The sequence below is a fragment of the Pseudomonas sp. MEJ086 genome, from assembly GCF_030209025.1.
Taxonomy (GTDB): Bacteria; Pseudomonadota; Gammaproteobacteria; order Pseudomonadales; family Pseudomonadaceae; genus Aquipseudomonas; species Aquipseudomonas fulva_A.
In genome coordinates, this window is sequence record NZ_JARVSV010000008.1 from 344352 (window position 1) to 360533 (window position 16182).

13 protein-coding genes are annotated in these 16182 nt (G+C 62.6%); 8 read left to right on the forward strand and 5 right to left on the reverse strand.

Features of this window, described 5'->3' with window-relative positions; translation table 11 throughout:
- The first annotated feature begins 48 nt into the window (after positions 1–48).
- The 4 genes from fba (at position 49) to QRN22_RS06825 (ending at position 3554) form a co-directional block, all read left to right on the forward strand.
- Positions 49–1113, forward strand: coding sequence for a class II fructose-bisphosphate aldolase (gene fba, locus QRN22_RS06810; RefSeq protein ID WP_042552425.1), 1065 nt, complete (start codon positions 49–51; stop codon positions 1111–1113).
- Between the two features lie 333 nt (positions 1114–1446).
- On the forward strand, positions 1447–1893 hold the full coding sequence (locus QRN22_RS06815; protein WP_042552424.1) for a hypothetical protein: 447 nt from the start codon (positions 1447–1449) through the stop codon (positions 1891–1893).
- A 44-nt stretch (positions 1894–1937) separates the two neighbouring features.
- Positions 1938–3005, forward strand: a complete 1068-nt coding sequence (locus QRN22_RS06820) for a PQQ-dependent sugar dehydrogenase (protein WP_082045720.1) — start codon at positions 1938–1940, stop codon at positions 3003–3005.
- A 42-nt stretch (positions 3006–3047) separates the two neighbouring features.
- Complete coding sequence (locus tag QRN22_RS06825; RefSeq protein ID WP_042552422.1) at positions 3048–3554, forward strand: M48 metallopeptidase family protein; 507 nt, start codon at positions 3048–3050, stop codon at positions 3552–3554.
- A 15-nt stretch (positions 3555–3569) separates the two neighbouring features.
- Here the strand turns inward: QRN22_RS06825 and QRN22_RS06830 are convergent, their stop codons facing one another.
- Both QRN22_RS06830 and yccS read right to left on the reverse strand, forming a co-directional pair.
- On the reverse strand, positions 3570–4052 hold the full coding sequence (locus QRN22_RS06830; protein ID WP_042552421.1) for a GreA/GreB family elongation factor: 483 nt from the start codon (positions 4050–4052) through the stop codon (positions 3570–3572).
- The gene (yccS, locus tag QRN22_RS06835) at positions 4052–6235 is read right to left on the reverse strand and encodes a YccS family putative transporter (protein WP_042552420.1); all 2184 of its coding nucleotides are present in this window, start codon (positions 6233–6235) and stop codon (positions 4052–4054) included. Before yccS ends, QRN22_RS06830 begins: the two co-directional genes overlap by 1 nt.
- Positions 6236–6513: 278 nt before the next feature.
- Between yccS and QRN22_RS06840 the strand changes: the two genes are divergently transcribed.
- Complete coding sequence (locus QRN22_RS06840) at positions 6514–7191, forward strand: glutathione S-transferase N-terminal domain-containing protein (protein ID WP_042552419.1); 678 nt, start codon at positions 6514–6516, stop codon at positions 7189–7191.
- 79 nt (positions 7192–7270) lie between these two features.
- Here the strand turns inward: QRN22_RS06840 and dibA are convergent, their stop codons facing one another.
- Positions 7271–9532 (reverse strand): phosphodiesterase DibA, encoded by a 2262-nt coding sequence (gene dibA, locus QRN22_RS06845; RefSeq protein ID WP_042552418.1) that lies wholly within the window; start codon positions 9530–9532, stop codon positions 7271–7273.
- Between the two features lie 163 nt (positions 9533–9695).
- On the opposite strand from dibA, the gene desA reads away from it, so the two are divergent.
- The 3 genes from desA to QRN22_RS06860 all read left to right on the forward strand — a co-directional run bounded on the left by desA (position 9696) and on the right by QRN22_RS06860 (position 13807).
- Complete coding sequence (gene desA / locus QRN22_RS06850; protein WP_042552417.1) at positions 9696–10880, forward strand: delta-9 fatty acid desaturase DesA; 1185 nt, start codon at positions 9696–9698, stop codon at positions 10878–10880.
- Positions 10881–11036: 156 nt separating this feature from the next.
- Positions 11037–12002 (forward strand): GGDEF domain-containing protein, encoded by a 966-nt coding sequence (locus QRN22_RS06855; protein ID WP_042552416.1) that lies wholly within the window; start codon positions 11037–11039, stop codon positions 12000–12002.
- Positions 12003–12433: 431 nt separating this feature from the next.
- A complete protein-coding gene (locus QRN22_RS06860) occupies positions 12434–13807 on the forward strand; it encodes an OprD family porin (RefSeq protein WP_042552415.1) in 1374 nt (457 codons plus the stop codon).
- 96 nt (positions 13808–13903) lie between these two features.
- Here the strand turns inward: QRN22_RS06860 and aguA are convergent, their stop codons facing one another.
- Together aguA and aguB are read right to left on the reverse strand one after the other, a co-directional pair.
- Entirely contained in the window at positions 13904–15013 is a 1110-nt protein-coding gene (aguA, locus tag QRN22_RS06865; protein WP_042552414.1) for an agmatine deiminase, read from the reverse strand.
- Between the two features lie 44 nt (positions 15014–15057).
- Positions 15058–15936, reverse strand: coding sequence for an N-carbamoylputrescine amidase (gene aguB / locus QRN22_RS06870; protein WP_042552413.1), 879 nt, complete (start codon positions 15934–15936; stop codon positions 15058–15060).
- Positions 15937–16182 lie beyond the last annotated feature (246 nt).

The window sequence follows — 16182 nt, forward strand, 5'->3', positions numbered from 1 at the left end:
TGCGGCAGGCTTGCACGATTAACGAGCCCTATCGGGAGATAGCAAAACATGGCACTTATCAGCATGCGCCAGATGCTCGACCACGCCGCCGAATTCGGCTACGGCGTGCCGGCCTTCAACGTCAACAACCTCGAGCAGATGCGCGCCATCATGGAAGCCGCCGACAAGACCGATTCGCCGGTCATCGTCCAGGCCTCCGCTGGTGCCCGCAAGTACGCGGGTGCGCCTTTCCTGCGTCACCTGATTCTCGCCGCCATCGAAGAATTCCCGCATATCCCGGTGTGCATGCACCAGGATCACGGCACCAGCCCGGACATCTGCCAGCGCTCCATCCAGCTGGGCTTCAGCTCGGTGATGATGGACGGCTCGCTGAAAGAAGACGGTAAAACCCCGGCCGACTACGACTACAACGTGCGCGTCACGCAGCAGACCGTTGCCTTCGCTCACGCCTGTGGCGTGTCGGTCGAAGGTGAGCTGGGCTGCCTGGGTAGCCTGGAAACCGGCATGGCCGGTGAAGAGGACGGCGTTGGTGCAGAGGGCGTGCTCGATCACAGCCAGTTGCTGACCGACCCGGAAGAAGCCGCCGACTTCGTCAAGAAGACCCAGGTCGATGCCCTGGCCATCGCCATCGGCACCAGCCACGGCGCCTACAAGTTCACCAAGCCGCCAACCGGTGACGTGCTGTCGATCGAGCGCATCAAGGCCATCCACAAACGCATCCCCAATACCCACCTGGTGATGCACGGTTCCAGCTCGGTACCGCAGGATTGGCTGGCGATCATCAACGAGCATGGTGGCGAGATCAAGGAAACCTACGGCGTGCCGGTCGAAGAGATCGTCGAAGGCATCAAGTACGGCGTGCGCAAGGTCAACATCGACACCGACCTGCGTCTGGCCTCCACCGGTGCCATCCGCCGCTTCCTGGCCGAGCACCCGAGCGAGTTCGACCCGCGCAAGTATTTCGCCCATACCATCACCGCCATGCGTGATATCTGTATCGCTCGCTACGAAGCCTTCGGCACCGCCGGCAACGCCTCGAAGATCAAACCGATCTCCCTGGAAGGCATGTTCCAGCGTTACGCCAAGGGTGAGCTGGTCGCCAAGATCAACTGATCGAAGCGTTTCGCCGCGCACCTAGAAGCCGCTTGTCCGTTCAGGACAAGCGGCTTTTTTCATGTGCTCCGCTCGCAGGATGAGCCGAGCCGCGCAGGGCGAGGAGCCCTGATCCTGCAGCTATCGGCGCGTAGGGGGCTCGAGCCCAGCACCTCGGCACCGATGGTGCTCGACGACCAGCATTCATGTGCCTTGACGCGGCCCTTCCAGTCCGTATGCCGCCATGTTTTCCGGCTCGTGACCGGTTTGCGTAAAACCATGTAAAACACCTGCGCCGCTTTGCTGCCTGCTCTACGCCATACTGCCGCCACGCGCTTCAGGATGTCGGCTCCCATGCCTCAAAATTCCCGTCCCTGGCTGTCGTTCTGTGTAGCCGTCGTGGTGGCTACGCTGCTCGGCAGCATAGTCCAGACCCAGTTCAATCTCGCCGCGCTGCAACAGCTTGGCGCAAGCATCTCCATGGGCGTACGCATGCAGGCCACCCTGCACGATCTGCTGGGTTTCAGCCCTACGTTCGCCGCGCTGGTCATCGCCTCGTTCATCGTCGCACTGCCTCTGGCTGCCTGGTTGGCGCCGCGTTTGGGCGCGCTGCGTTGGGTGGTGTTTGTGCTTGCCGGCGCGCTGGCGGTCTGGCTGGCCTTGAGCGTGGCCAATGCCGTGGCGCCCATGCCGACACTGATCGGCGCCAACCGTAGCCTGGCCGGCACTTTGGCGCTGATGGTCTGCGGCAGCCTGGGTAGCCTGGCCTTCGCACGTTTCAGTGGTGCTGGCCGGCGATGATCTTTCCTCGAATCAAGGGTGTGACGTTGAAAGCTGTCTTGCTGATGCTGGGCCTTTGCGCAGGTGTCCTGGCCCATGCCGATTACCGTATCGAAACCGTCACCAGTGGTCTCGAACATCCCTGGTCGCTGGCCTTCCTGCCCGATGGCCGCATGCTGGTTACCGAGCGCACCGGACAACTGCGCCTGATCGATGCCCAGGGCAAGCTACAGACCGAACCCGTCAAGGGAACGCCGACGCCCTTCGTCGCCACCCAGGCAGGCTTGATGGAGGTGGTGCTGGATCCTGCGTTCGCCGAGGACCCCTGGGTCTATCTGAGCTACGCCCATGGCGATGTCGGTGCCAATAACACGCGACTGGCCCGCGCTCGCCTGGTAGACGGCGAGTTGCGCGACTTGGAAGTGCTGTTCACCGCCCAGCCGGCCAAGGCCGGTGCCTCGCACTACGGCGGTCGGATCGCCTTTCTGCCCGACGGAACCCTGGTACTGACCCTTGGCGACGGCTTCGACTGGCGCGAGCAGGCGCAGAATCCGGCCAATCACCTGGGCAAGACGGTTCGCTTGAATCGTGACGGCAGCATCCCCGAGAACAACCCCCTGCGTGGTCAGCCCGGCGCCGCCGAAGAGATCTACAGCCTGGGGCACCGCAACGTGCAGGGCATCGTTTATGACAGCAGGCGCAAGCGGCTGTATAGCCACGAGCACGGTCCCAAGGGCGGCGACGAGCTGAATCTGATCGAAGCCGGTGGCAATTACGGTTGGCCGCTGACCTCCTTTGGCGTCGATTACACCGGCGCCATGGTCACGCCATTTACCGAGTTGCCGGGTTATCTGCCGCCGCAGCTGCACTGGACGCCGTCGGTAGCTCCCTCCGGTCTGGCGCTCTACACCGGTGATCGCTTCCCGCACTGGAAGGGCGACCTGTTCGTTTCCACCCTGGCCGAGCAGAGCGTACGCCGAGTACGCCTGGACAAGGGCCGTCTGGCCGGTGAGGAGGTACTCTTTCAAGAGCTCGAAGAGCGCATTCGGGGCGTGTACGACGGGCCTGATGGTGCGCTGTACCTGCTTACCGACAGCGCCGAGGGCAGGCTGCTGCGGGTCGTGCCCCTGTAGGTTGAGGCATAATTCGAAGCCCGCCCTGATTCGTGAACCGTCATGACACCACTGAAGTATCTCCAGGGTTATCCCGTCTCGCTGCAGGAGCAGGTGCGTCAGATGATTGCCGGCGAGCGCCTGGGCGATTACCTCGCGCAGCGTTACGAGGGGCGCCATGCGATCCAGAGCGACAAGGCGCTGTACGCCTACGTCATGGCGCTCAAGCAGGAGCACTTGAAGAACGCGCCTGCCATCGACAAGGTGCTGTTCGACAATCGCCTTGACCTGACCCATCGTGCCCTTGGCCTGCATACCACCATCTCGCGGGTGCAGGGCGGCAAGCTCAAGGCCAAGAAAGAGATTCGTGTGGCCTCGCTGTTTCGCGATGCCGCACCGCAGTTCCTGCAGATGATCGTGGTGCACGAACTGGCGCATCTGAAGGAAAGCGACCACAACAAGGCGTTCTACAAGCTCTGCGAATACATGCTGCCGGACTACCAGCAACTGGAGTTCGACCTGCGCCTGTACCTGACCTGGCGCGATCTGCAGACGAACACCCCGGGCTGAGGCCGCGTGCGTTGGTCAGTGCGCTTCGATGATCTCGTGACGCTGAACCCGCCCAGCGATCCTCAGCTCGATCTCGTCGCCGGGGTGACGCCCCAGCAGGCGCTGGCCCAGTGGCGCATTGGGGCTGAGTACGAGGATATCCCGCTGCTCCGTGCGTACCTTGATGGCTGCACCGTCGGGGCCGAGAAACAGCCATTGCTGGTGGCCATCGTCGTCGGCGAGCAGTACCAGAGCGGCAAGGCGGATACCCAGTGCCGCGTCGTAGGGGCGCAGTTGCAACTGCCGCCAGGCCCGCAGGCTCTGGCCGATTTCTTCCACCCGGCGTGCCTGCCCGGCCGCCAGGTAGGCAGCCTCCAGGCCCAGGGTGTCGTACTTGTTTTCTGCGATGTTCTCTTCGTGGGTCGCCGTTTCGTGGGCGACCCGCGCCGCCTGTTCGGCGGCCAGCAGGTCGGCAGACAACTGCTCGATGACCTGCTGGACGATGGGTTGCTTGTCCATCATGTAGTCGCCTTGGGACGATTCTTCAGCAGGTGAACGGCCAGCGTGCGCAATGGTGCGAGCTGCCGGGCGATCAGTGACAGCTGTGTCTGTACCAGCCGCTGCGCGTCTTCCAGCTCCTCCGGTATCTGCTCCAGGGCGGCGGCCAGCTGTTCCTCGCTATCGCTTTGAATGGCTATCGGGCTCTGTTCGTTGAGGCCGCGAGCGATTTCGTCGAGGCTTTCGGCGATGCGCCCGGCGCTACTCAGCAACTCGCTCTGCTCGTCGGCCAGCAGGGCTTCGCCGCGGTGTGCGCCGAGGCCCGAGAGGTAGCTGAGCAGGGTGTGCGAGAGCACCAGAAAGCGGAAGCCGATATCCGCTTCCTTACGGAAATGCCCGGGCTCCATGAGCATGTTGCCAAGGGTGGTGGACAGCGCCGCGTCGGCGTTGTGGGCGTTGCGGCGGGCCAGGCGGTAGGCGAGGTCGTCGCGCTTGCCCTCGGCGTACTGGCGAATGATCTGCCTCAGGTAGGTGCTGTTGCAGCTCAGGGTGTTGGCGACCACGCGATTCAGGCGACGGCCCTGCCAGTCCGGCAGGATCAGGAATACCGCGAGGCCGGCGATCAGGCTGCCGAGCAGGGTATCGAACAGACGCGGCAGGATCAGCCCGTAGCCGTCGCCCACCTGGTTGAAGCAGAACAGCACCAGCAGGGTGATGGCCGCCGTCGCCACGGTGTAGCGGCTCGAGCGGGTGGCGAAGAACACCACGCCCGCTGCGACGGCGAAGAACGCCTGGATCAGCGGCGCCGGGAACAGGTCGATCAATGCCCAGCCCAGCAGCAGGCCGAGCACGGTGCCGATGATGCGCTGCACCAGCTTCATCCGCGTGGCGCCGTAGTTGGGCTGACAGACGAACAGGGTGGTCAGCAGAATCCAGTAGCCCTGGGTCGGATGAATCCAGTGCAGCACGCCGTAGCCGGCTGCCAGGGCGATGGACAGGCGCAGGGCATGACGGAACAGCAGTGACGTGGGGGTGAGCTGCAGGCGGATGCGTTCCCATACGTCACGCAGTGATTGGGGCTCGCGGTCGAGCAGGGAGCTGTCCTGTTCCTCGGCCAGGGCATCGGGGTTGCTGGCGCTGCCCAGCAGGCGGTCGAGGGTACCGAGGTTGCCCGCCAGGGCGCCGAGCGAGCGCAGCAGGTGGCGCCAAGCGGGGTTGCTCTGGATGCGCAGGTGTTCCAGCGAGGCCTGCAGATCGGCCAGGGCCTGACCGTGCTGCTCGCCATACTCGAACGGCTGACGCAGTTCGATGGCCTGGGCCAGGGCGTGGCAAGCCTTGCCATGCAGGCGCAGCAGGCGCTGACAGCGGAACATCACGTCGCTGTGGAAGAACGCTTCGGCCAGGGCGTTGTACGGATAGTGCGAAGAGCTGGCGCGCTCGTGGATGTCCTGGGCGAGAAAGTACAGCTTCAGGTAGCGGCTGACTTTCGGCCCCGGGCGGCCGTTGCCGACCCGATGAAGGATGATTTCCTTGGTCGCGTTGAGCGCCGCCACCACGCGCCCGTTCTGCTTGGCGAGAGCCAGGCGGCGGGCTTCCACGTCGAGCTGGCGCAAGGGTTCGAACAGCGCCGCCTTGAGCTTGAGGTACAGGCCCAGTTCCCGGAACAGGCGCGCCAGGCTGTGCTGCACCGGCTGATGGGCGAACAAGGCGTGCCACAGCACCGACAGTACGCCGTACCAGGCGGCGCCGGCGACCAGCAGCAACGGCTCCAGCCACAGCCCGGCGATGCCGCCGCGCTGCTCCACGCCGATCATGCTGTACACGGCGAGGATCAGCGTCGCCGAGCCAAGCGTCGCGAAGCGTTCTCCCAGGGCACCCAGCATGGTCAGAGAGAACGCCGACAGGGCCAGGGCGCTGACGAACAACCAGGGGTAGGGGAACAGGAACTCCACCGTATAGGCCGCGGCGCTGAAGCAGCCCAGGGTCACCAGCAGCGCGGTCAAACGGCCCTGCCAACTGTCGTCGGTTTCCGCCAGGGCACTGGCGATCACACCGAGGAACAGCGGTATCAGGCTGTGCATCCAGCCCTGATACCAGCACAGCGCCAGGCTGCCGCCCAGGGCGATGAACACCCGCAGGCTGTAGCTGAACTTGTCCATTGCCCAGAGACGACGCAGGGAGTGGCGCAGGGAGGGGGACGACATCCGGGTTGGCGACCTTCGCGGGTGAATGGACTGAACCGCAGCCATCGGCATGCGGCGCTTCGATTGTGCCTCGCTTGGAGTGTGCAGGGCGAGAGGCGGTTCGCGCCATCAAGTTAAAAGTATCGCTGCTCGTCACGGCATCGACAGGCATGCTGGACGGCGTGTGGGCCGCGCAGGTCACCGGGCCTGAACTCTGCGCTGGCGGTCCGGCTCCAAGCTCTACCCATTGCAATCGGCAGCTGCCGTGCAGCTGCAAGCCCGATCGACAGGAGCGCCCCATGATCGACCTTCACTACTGGACGACCCCCAACGGCCACAAGATCAGTATCTTTCTCGAGGAAAGCGGCCTGGACTACAACGTACACCCGGTGAATATCGGTGCCGGCCAGCAGTTCGAGCCGCACTTCCTGAAACTGTCGCCGAACAACCGGATTCCCGCCATCGTCGACAACAACCCCAGTGATGGCGGTGAGCCGATCTCGGTATTCGAGTCCGGTGCGATTCTCGAGTATCTGGCCGACAAGGTCGGGCGGTTCATGCCGCTGCAGCCGCGGCTGCGCGTCGAGGTTCAGCAATGGCTGCACTGGCAGATGGGCGGCCTGGGGCCGATGGCCGGACAGAATCATCACTTCGTGCGTTTCGCGCCTGAGGAGATTCCTTACGCCATCGACCGCTACGTCAAGGAGACCGCCCGCCTGTACGGGGTTCTGGATCGTCAGCTCGAGGGGCGGGAATACGTGGCGGGCGATTATTCGATAGCGGACATCGCCATTTATCCCTGGGCCAAAGGCTGGGAGCTGCAGCGCCAGCGCCTCGAAGATTTCCCCAACATGGCTGCCTGGCTGGCGCGCATGGGCAACCGCTCTGCGGTGCAGCGCGCCTATCAGGTTGCCGAGGCGATTTCCCAGCGCCCCGAAGAGGTGCTCAGCAGCGAAGCGCGCAAAGCGCTCTTCTGAGCCGGCCTGGCAGCGCCTCCGGGCGCTGCATGCGTGGCGAGCCCGGCACCGTCGACTGGGCTCCTCGGGTTGGCCATCGCTACGTCTGTTCCAGCACGTCAGCGGGCACGGGGCGGCCGATGAAGTAGCCCTGGGCGTAGTCGCAGCCGAGCTGGCGCAGGTAGTCCTGCTGTTCACCGCGCTCAACGCCTTCGGCGAGCACTTTCATTTCCATGCTGTGAGCGAGGGCGATGACGGCGCGGGTGATCGCTCGGTCGTCCTTGTCATGGGGCAGGCCGGCGACGAAGCTCTGATCGAGCTTGAGCTTTTGCACTGGCAGGCGCTTGAGGCGTGCCAGTGAGCTGTAACCGGTACCGAAGTCGTCGATGGCCAGGCGTACGCCCAGACTGCGCAAGCGCTCGAGCAGCGCCTGGGCCTGGTCCGGGTCGTCCATCACCGCGCTCTCGGTCACTTCCAGCTCCAGGCATTGGGCTGGCAGCCCCGTGTCCGCAAGCACCTGCGCGACCCGCTGATCGAGTTCACCACGGCTGAACAGGCGACTGGAAATGTTCACCGCGACGAACTGCAGCGTGCTTCCCGCTGCACGCCAACTGACCATTTGCCGGCAGGCATGATCGAGTACCCAGGCATCGATGGCGCTGATCATGCCGCTGTCCTCGGCGATCGGAATGAACTCGCCCGGAGGTACCAGGCCGCGCTGCGGATGCTGCCAGCGCACCAGCGCCTCGACCCCGATCATGCGCCCGTCGGTCAGGCAGCGCAGCGGCTGGTAATGCACGCGCAGTTCCTCGTTGTCGAGCGCATGGCGCATGCCGGCGACCAGTTCCACACGGTGCCGGGCGTATTCGGTCTGTTCCTGGTCATAGAAGGCGAACCCTTCGCGGCCGCTGCTCTTGGCCTTGAACAGGGCGGAGTCCACGTTGCGCAGCACCTGTTCGACGGTTTGCGCGTCATCCGGATACAGGCAGATACCAACGCTGGCGGAGATGAACAGCTCCTGTCCATCGAGTATGAAGGGCTCGTTGAGACAGTCGATCAGGCGTTGCGCCAGGTGAGCGGCCTGCTCGGCCTGCGTGCAGTCTTCACTAAGCAGGCCGAACTCGTCGCCGCCCAGGCGCGCCAGTGTGGTGCCTTTGCCGAGCTGGCTGGCCAGGCGTTCGCCGGTGGCCTTGAGCAGCAGGTCACCGACGTTGTGGCCCAGGCTCTCGTTGATGTGCTTGAAGTGGTCCAGGTCGACCACCAGTACCGCGCCTCTGTCCGCTTCGCTCTGTGCTCGCTCCAGCGCATGCTCGACACGTTCGGTGAAGAGCAGGCGATTGGGCAGATTGCTCAGTGGATCGTGGTGGGCGAGGTGGTCCAGTTCGTGCTGGGAATGCTTTAGGACGGTGATGTCGGAGAACACCGCGACATAGTGGCCGAGCAGGCCGTTGTCGTCGTGGATGGCGCGGATACACTGCCACTGCGGGTAGATTTCACCGTTCTTGCGACGGTTCCAGACTTCACCACTCCAGGTGCCCTGGGTCTGCAGGGTATGCCAGAGGTGCTGGTAGAAGGCGGCGTCGTGGCGGCCGGACTTCAGCAGTGTCGGGTGCTTGCCGAGGATTTCCGCTTCGCTGTAACCGGTGATCCGGCTGAACGCCGGGTTGATGTGCACGATGTTCTGCCGTGCATCGGTGACCAGCACACCCTCCTGGGTGGCTTCGAAAACCGCAGCGGCCTGGCGCAGGCTCTCGGCGTCGGCGCGTCGCTGGGTGATATCCCTTACGGTGCCGATGAAGCGTTCCGGTCTACCCTGGGCGTCCAGCTGCAGGCGGCCGTGGGACAGCACCCAGCGATAGCTGCCGTCTCGATGGCGCAGGCGGTAGGTGTTCTCGTACGAGGTATCGCTGGTCGCCTGCATGATATCGGCGAGAACGCGCTGGTAATGCGGTCTGTCGTCAGGATGCAGCAGTTGCATCCACTGGTCGCGATCAGCGCTCAGTTCGCCATCCTTCATGCCCAGCAGTGCGTGATAACCGGCCGAGTAGAAGACGCTCTGGTTACGCAGATCCCAATCCCAGAGACCATCTTCGGTCGCCGACAGGGCCAGGCTGAGGCGCTCTTCGCTGGCGTGCAGGGCCGTGCCGATACGCGCCTGCCGCTCGAGATGACGGCGTATGGTCACGTAGAGCAGGACGCTGGTCAGCAGCACGAAGATCAGGCCTTTCCAGACCTGAATCTGCTCCGTCTGTCGGACAGTCAGGCCCAGCGATGCCAGCAGCAGATCGCTGAAGACGATCCACAGCCCGGCTGCCAGCAGGTAGTTCAAAGTCAGGCGCAATGCGCCTTGGCGAGTACTCATAACGGGTGATTCGGTTCTTTGTTGCGGGTAGGGGCGACGCTTGGTGCCACCGTTGTAACATCCTCAGCCAAAAGACCAAGTGGTTTTCCACCCGATGAGGGCGATAATGCGTAAGCGGTCTGTCGGCCGCACGCGTCTTTCCCTGCAAGAGGTACCCCTGCCCATGTGGTACAACGGTTTACTCGACCTGTCGGTCTGGCAACTCATCATCGTCACCTTGCTGATGACCCACGTCACCATCGTCAGTGTAACGGTCTATCTGCATCGTTACTCGGCGCACCGCTCCCTGGAGCTGCATCCTGCGCTCAAGCATTTCTTCCGTTTCTGGCTGTGGCTGACCACCGCCATGAACACCCGCGAGTGGACGGCCATCCATCGCAAGCACCACGCCAAGTGCGAAACCGCTGAAGACCCCCACAGCCCGGTGGTCAAAGGGCTGGGCACGGTCATGCGCAAAGGTGCCGAATTGTACGCCGAAGAGGCGAAGAATCAGGACACCCTGCGTATCTATGGCAAGAACTGCCCGGATGACTGGGTCGAAGGCAAGGTCTACTCGCGCTTCCCCATGGGTGGCATCGCCCTGATGATGATCATCGATGTGGCGCTGTTCGGCGCACTGGGTCTCACCGTCTGGGCGATCCAGATGATGTGGATTCCGTTCTGGGCCGCAGGCGTCATCAACGGCCTTGGCCATGCGGTCGGCTACCGCAATTTCGAGTGCCGCGACGCGGCCACCAATCTGGTGCCCTGGGGCATCATCGTTGGCGGCGAAGAGTTGCACAACAACCACCACACCTATCCCAATTCGGCCAAGCTGTCGGTCAAGCGCTGGGAGTTCGACATGGGCTGGGCGTGGATACGCCTGTTCAGCTTCCTGCGTCTGGCCAAGGTGCAGCGTGTCGCGCCGATCGCGCATCGGGTGCCTGGCAAGGGCATTCTGGATATGGACACCGCCATGGCGATTCTCAACAACCGCTTCCAGATCATGGCCCAGTACCGCAAGCTGGTGATCGGCCCGCTGGTCAAGCAGGAGCTGGCCAAGGCCGACGAGTCGGTCCGACACCAGTTCCGCCGCGCCAAGCGCCTGTTGTCGCGGGAGCCGAGCCTGCTGCAGGACAAGCAGCAGGTCCATATCGATGCCATGCTGGCGCACAGTCAGGCGCTCAAGGTCATCTACGAGAAGCGCCTGGCGCTGCAGCAGATCTGGGCCAAGACCAGTGCCAATGGTCACGACATGCTCGAGGCGATGAAGCATTGGGTACAGGATGCCGAAGCCAGTGGCATTCAGTCCCTTCGCGATTTCGCCGAGCAGCTCAAAACCTACTCGTTGCGACCTGCCACAGTGTGACCTGGCACGCATTCGCACACGCAGTTGTGAACCGCTCAGAGCCCCCAGGGTCATAGCATTGACCCGGTTGCCACAGGAAGCCCGCCGTTAGGCGGGCTTTTTTGATCCTGTTCGGCAGCCCCACCGCAATCAAAAGGCCCTGCTCTGGATCGGTATATGGATGAACTTGGCACTATCGACCTGGAAGAGCTGACCCTCGCGCTGCTGCACAGCCGCGCGGAAGGCACCCGCTTGCGTGAGCGCGAGCAGTTGTTCAGTACCTTGCTGGGCAGCGTCAACGCAGTGCTCTGGGCATTCGATTGGGAGTCTCAGCAAATCACCTACGTCAGCCCGGCTTACGAGCTGATCTTCGGGCGTTCGGCTGGGCTGCTGCTTGCCGACTACGGCGAATGGCTCAACAGCATCTACCCCGATGACCTGGAGTTTGCCGCCGAGAGCATGGCCAAGGTGCTGGAAACCGGTGCAGTGGAAGCCCGCGAGTACCGGATCATCAGGGCCGATGGCGAAATCCGTTGGCTCAGTGACAAGTGCTTCATCGGCCGCCACAGTGACAGCCTGGCTTCGCCGATCATTTTCGGTATCGCTGAAGACATCACCGAGAAGAAGCAGCTGGAAGGCGAGCTGCATCGCCTGGCCACCACCGACGTGCTGACCCAGAGCAGCAACCGCCGGCACTTCTTCGAGTGTGCGCAGAGCGAATTCGAACTGGCCCGCGATCAGGGGCAGCCCCTGGCATTCCTGCTGCTGGACCTCGACGACTTCAAGCACATAAATGACAATTATGGTCACCAGGTCGGGGATCAGGTGCTCCAGCAACTGGCTAACTGCGCCAGTTCGGTGCTGCGCCGCGGCGATCTGTTCGGGCGTATTGGCGGAGAAGAGTTCGCCGCACTGTTCCCGGGCTGTGAGCCGGAGCTGGCAGCGCAGATCGCCCAGCGCCTGCAGCGTGAAATTCAGCGTCTGGCCTTCAATCATGAGGGGCACGCCTTCGGCATCACCGTCAGTCAGGGGCTGACCTCGCTGCGCAGTGGTGATCCAGGCCTCGATGTGCTCTACGCGCGGGCGGATGCCGCCATGTATCAGGCCAAACGCCAGGGCAAGAATCAGATCGTCACCAGCTGAATTTGGCGGAAAACCGCCTTATTCTGTCTCTCAATCGGCGGTTAATCGCTCATTTTGGTGCGTGAGTGACCGCTGGTTCTCTTGCCATTATTGGCAACATATTGAAATGTTGAGTGTTATGCGACTTTAGTCGTCCATGGCACGCAACCTGCTGTGCTAGATTCATCAGCAACGGCCCGACTGTGGCCGACAATAACAATGCAGAGAATCGAACGATGCCGTTTTTCCTTCGCCTTCGTCTTCAGTTCCAACCGATACATCTTCATTCCTGAGCGCATTCGTGCTGCCGTTGAAACTACCTGTGGCGTCAGTCTGGCTGCCTGGTAACCGACGGTCGTGCCCTGAATTCGGCTGATTTTGAGCCCCTGGCGGCATCGCCCATCAGACCGATGTGTTGCACCAATAAAAGAAAAGACACTGGAGAGATCACGATGAAAAAAGCTTCCCTGGCGCTGGCCGTAGCCGCCGGCACTCTGGGTCTGACCCTGGGCAACGTCGCAAACGCTGCCTTTATCGAAGACAGCACCGCCAAACTGGATCTGCGTAACTTCTATTTCGACAACGACAACCGTGAAAGCCAGGGTGAAGTCGGTGTTGCCAACGCCCACAGCGGTCAGGTGCGTGAGTGGGGCCAGGCGTTCCAGCTGAACCTGCAGTCGGGCTTCACCGAAGGCACCGTCGGCGTGGGTGTGGATGCGCTGGGTCTGCTGGGCGTACGTCTGGATGGCGGCGGTCGTGGCGGTAAGGTTGGCCAGTCCCGTACTCCTAGCGCACTGTTCCCGCTGGAAAGCGATGGCAGTGCCCGTGACGAGTTCAGCAGCCTGGGTCTGACCGGCAAGATTCGCGTCTCCAAGACCGTGGCGCATGTCGGTACCCTGCAGCCGAAGCTGCCAGTCGTGACCTTCAACGACGGTCGTCTGATCCCGCAGACCTTCGAAGGCGCGCAGATCACCTCCAATGAAATCGACAACCTGACGCTGGTTGCCGGTCAGCTGGAGCACGCCAAAGGTCGTACCTCGAGCAATGCCGATTCGCTGGCCATTGCCGGTGCAGGCGTTGGCGCGGACAGCAACAAGTTCTATTACGCTGGTGCCGACTACAAGATCAACAAGGATCTGCTGGTTCAGTACTACTACGGCAATCTGGACGATTTCTACAAGCAGCACTTCCTGGGCCTGACCCACACCCTGGCACTGGGTGCCGGCTCGCTGAAGTCCGACCTGCGTTACTTCGACACCGGCTCCGACGGCAAGAACGGCAGTGCTGCCGGTCGTGCTGACGGCTACCGTGGCTCAGGCTTCTGGAATGGTGGTAACACCAACTCCAGCTTCGGCGAAGTGGACAACCGCACCTGGAGCGCGTTCTTCACCTACAGCCTGGAAGGCCATGCGCTGAGCGCCGGTTACCAGCAGGTTTCCGGTGACAGCAACTTCATCCAGTTGAACCAGGGTTCGATCCCAGGCCAGGGCGGTTCCACCACCTACCTGATCACCGACCGTCAGATCACCAACTTCGGTCGTGCTGGCGAGCGCACCTGGATCACCCAGTACGGCTACGACTTCGGCAAGATCGGCGTTCCTGGCCTGACTGCCAACGTGCTGTACATGAAAGGCGACAACATCAAGTCGGCCACTGGCGACCTGAAAGAGTGGGAACGCGACCTGACCGTCAGCTACGTGCTGCAGGACGGCGCCATGAAAGGCCTTGGTTTCGCCTGGCGTAACGCTTCGCTGCGTTCCGAAGTGGCGAACGCCGATGCCGATCAGAACCGTCTGATCGTCAGCTACAGCATCCCGCTGCTCTAAGCCGCAATGCCGAGCCGCACCACGCGGCGGCTCGTCTCGAAGCAAAAGCCCGGACTGGTTCCGGGCTTTTGCTTGTCTGGGCGCCGAGAGTAGCCGTCAGCCCGCGCTCCGCACTGCCGGTTGCTGCTGCGTGATGCAGTGAATGTTGCCGCCGCCCAGCAGGATCTCGCGGCCCGGGACCATGACCACACGGTGCTCGGGGAACAGGCGCTCGAGGATGGCTTGGGCTTCCTGATCCTTGGGATCATCGAAACTCGGCGCGACGATGCCGCCGTTGACGATCAGGAAGTTCACGTAGGATCCGGCCAGGCGCACATCCGGGCTGCGTTCCTGGCTACCCAGTACGCGGTCGACTCCGGCGCATTCTTCTTCGCTCGCATAGAGCGGGCCTGGGATCGGCATCTTGTGTACGGTCAGGACGCGGCCCTTGGCGTCGCGGGTGTTCTCCAGCACGCTCAGGGCCGCCTGGCAGCGTGGGTAATTGGGGTTTTGCTGGTCGTCGGTCCAGGCCAGTAGCACTTCGCCCGGGCGTACGTAGCAGCAGAAATTGTCGACGTGGCCGTCGGTCTCGTCGTTGAACAGGCCGTCCGGCAGCCAGATGACGGTGTCGATGGCCAGGTGATCGGCCAGCACGGCTTCGATTTGCTCGCGGTTCAGGTGCGGGTTGCGGTTGTGGTTGAGCAGACACTCTTCGGTGGTGATCAGCGTGCCCTCGCCGTCGACATGGATCGAGCCGCCTTCGAGCACGAAGCCCTCGGTACGATAACGATCGCGGCCTTCCAGGCCGAGAATCTTGCTGGCCACCTGGTCATCGCGCAGCCAGGGGAAGTACAGGCCGCCCTCGAAGCCGCCCCAGGCGTTGAAGCCCCAGTCGACCCCTCGCAACTCGCCATTCGCGCTGGTCACGAAGGTCGGACCGGTGTCGCGTACCCAAGCGTCATCGGTAGTCATTTCCACCACCCGAATGCGCTCGTGCTGCAGGTGCGCGCTGGCATTCTCGTATTGTCCGGCGGAAACGCAGACGGTCACTGGCTCGAATTCTGCGATGGCCCTGGCCACGGCAGTGAACGCATGCTGTGCTGGCTTGCCGCCCAGGCGCCAGTTGTCCGGCCTCTCTGGCCAGACCATCCAGGTCTGGCTGTGGGGCTCCCATTCAGCTGGCATGCGAAAGCCATCGGCGCGTGGTGTGGAGGTGAGGGTGGTCATGGCATTGCTCCGTAGCGGAAGTCGGTCGATAAAAGAGGACAGGATCAGGAGGCCAGGGTGCCATCCAGGGTTTTCAGCGGGCCGTAGAGATCCGCGCGGCGATCACGGAAAGTGCCCCAGGCGCTGCGCACCTGCTCCAGTTGGTCGAGATCGAAGCTGTGCACCCGTACACCTTCTTCGCTCTCGTTCAGTTCTTCGACCTTTTCGCCGAACTGATTGGCGATGAAGGACGAGCCATAGAACGTGATGCTGTAGCCATCCTGTTCTTCGACGCCGATCCGGTTGCTGGCGATCAGCGGCATCAGGTTGGCGCCGGCGTGGCCTTGCTGCACCCGTTGCCAGTGATCGCGGGAGAGGATACTGGCGTCGTGGGGCTCGCTGCCGATGGCGGTCGGGTAGAAGAGTATCTCCGCGCCCAGCAGGGCCATGGCCCGCGCGCTTTCCGGGAACCACTGATCCCAGCAGATGCCCACGCCGATCCTGGCGTAGCGGGTGTCCCATACCTTGAAACCGGTGTCGCCGGGATTGAAATAGTACTTCTCGTGGTAGCCGGGGCCGTCCGGGATGTGGCTTTTCCGATAAATACCGAGGTTCTTGCCGTCGGCATCGATCACCACGATGCTGTTGAAGCGTGCTCGCCCGGCCAGTTCATAGATGCTGATCGGCAATACCACCTGCAACTCTCTGGCGATCTTCTGAAAGTGCGCGATTGCCGGGTTGTCTTCGACCCGCCTGGCCAACTGCAGATAGTCGGGGTTGGGCTTCTGGCAGAAGTACGGCGTTTCGAACAGTTCCTGCAGCAGAATGATCTGGGCGCCCTTGGCCGCTGCCTCACGTACCTGCTTTTCGGCGTTGGCGATGTTCGCTGCAGTATCCCAGGAGCAGGCCATCTGGGTAGCGGCAACGGTAACGGAACGGGACATGAACGACCTCCAGAGGACGCGGTTCGCAAGGTCGGAACCTTGGCAGACGTGTCGAGACAGATGGGTGAGTGCGCTGGAACCTTTCCAGTGCTGCCTGCTGTTTATATTCGATAAAAATCCGCATTAATAGGGTTTTAGTAAAATTCTCATATTTTTATAGACTTTTTTGCGGATAAGTATCTGGTTTTTATTGGTCGTCCATCTCTTCACCCCCGGTCTGGGCGAGAGGGCTGGCGAACGTTGCGC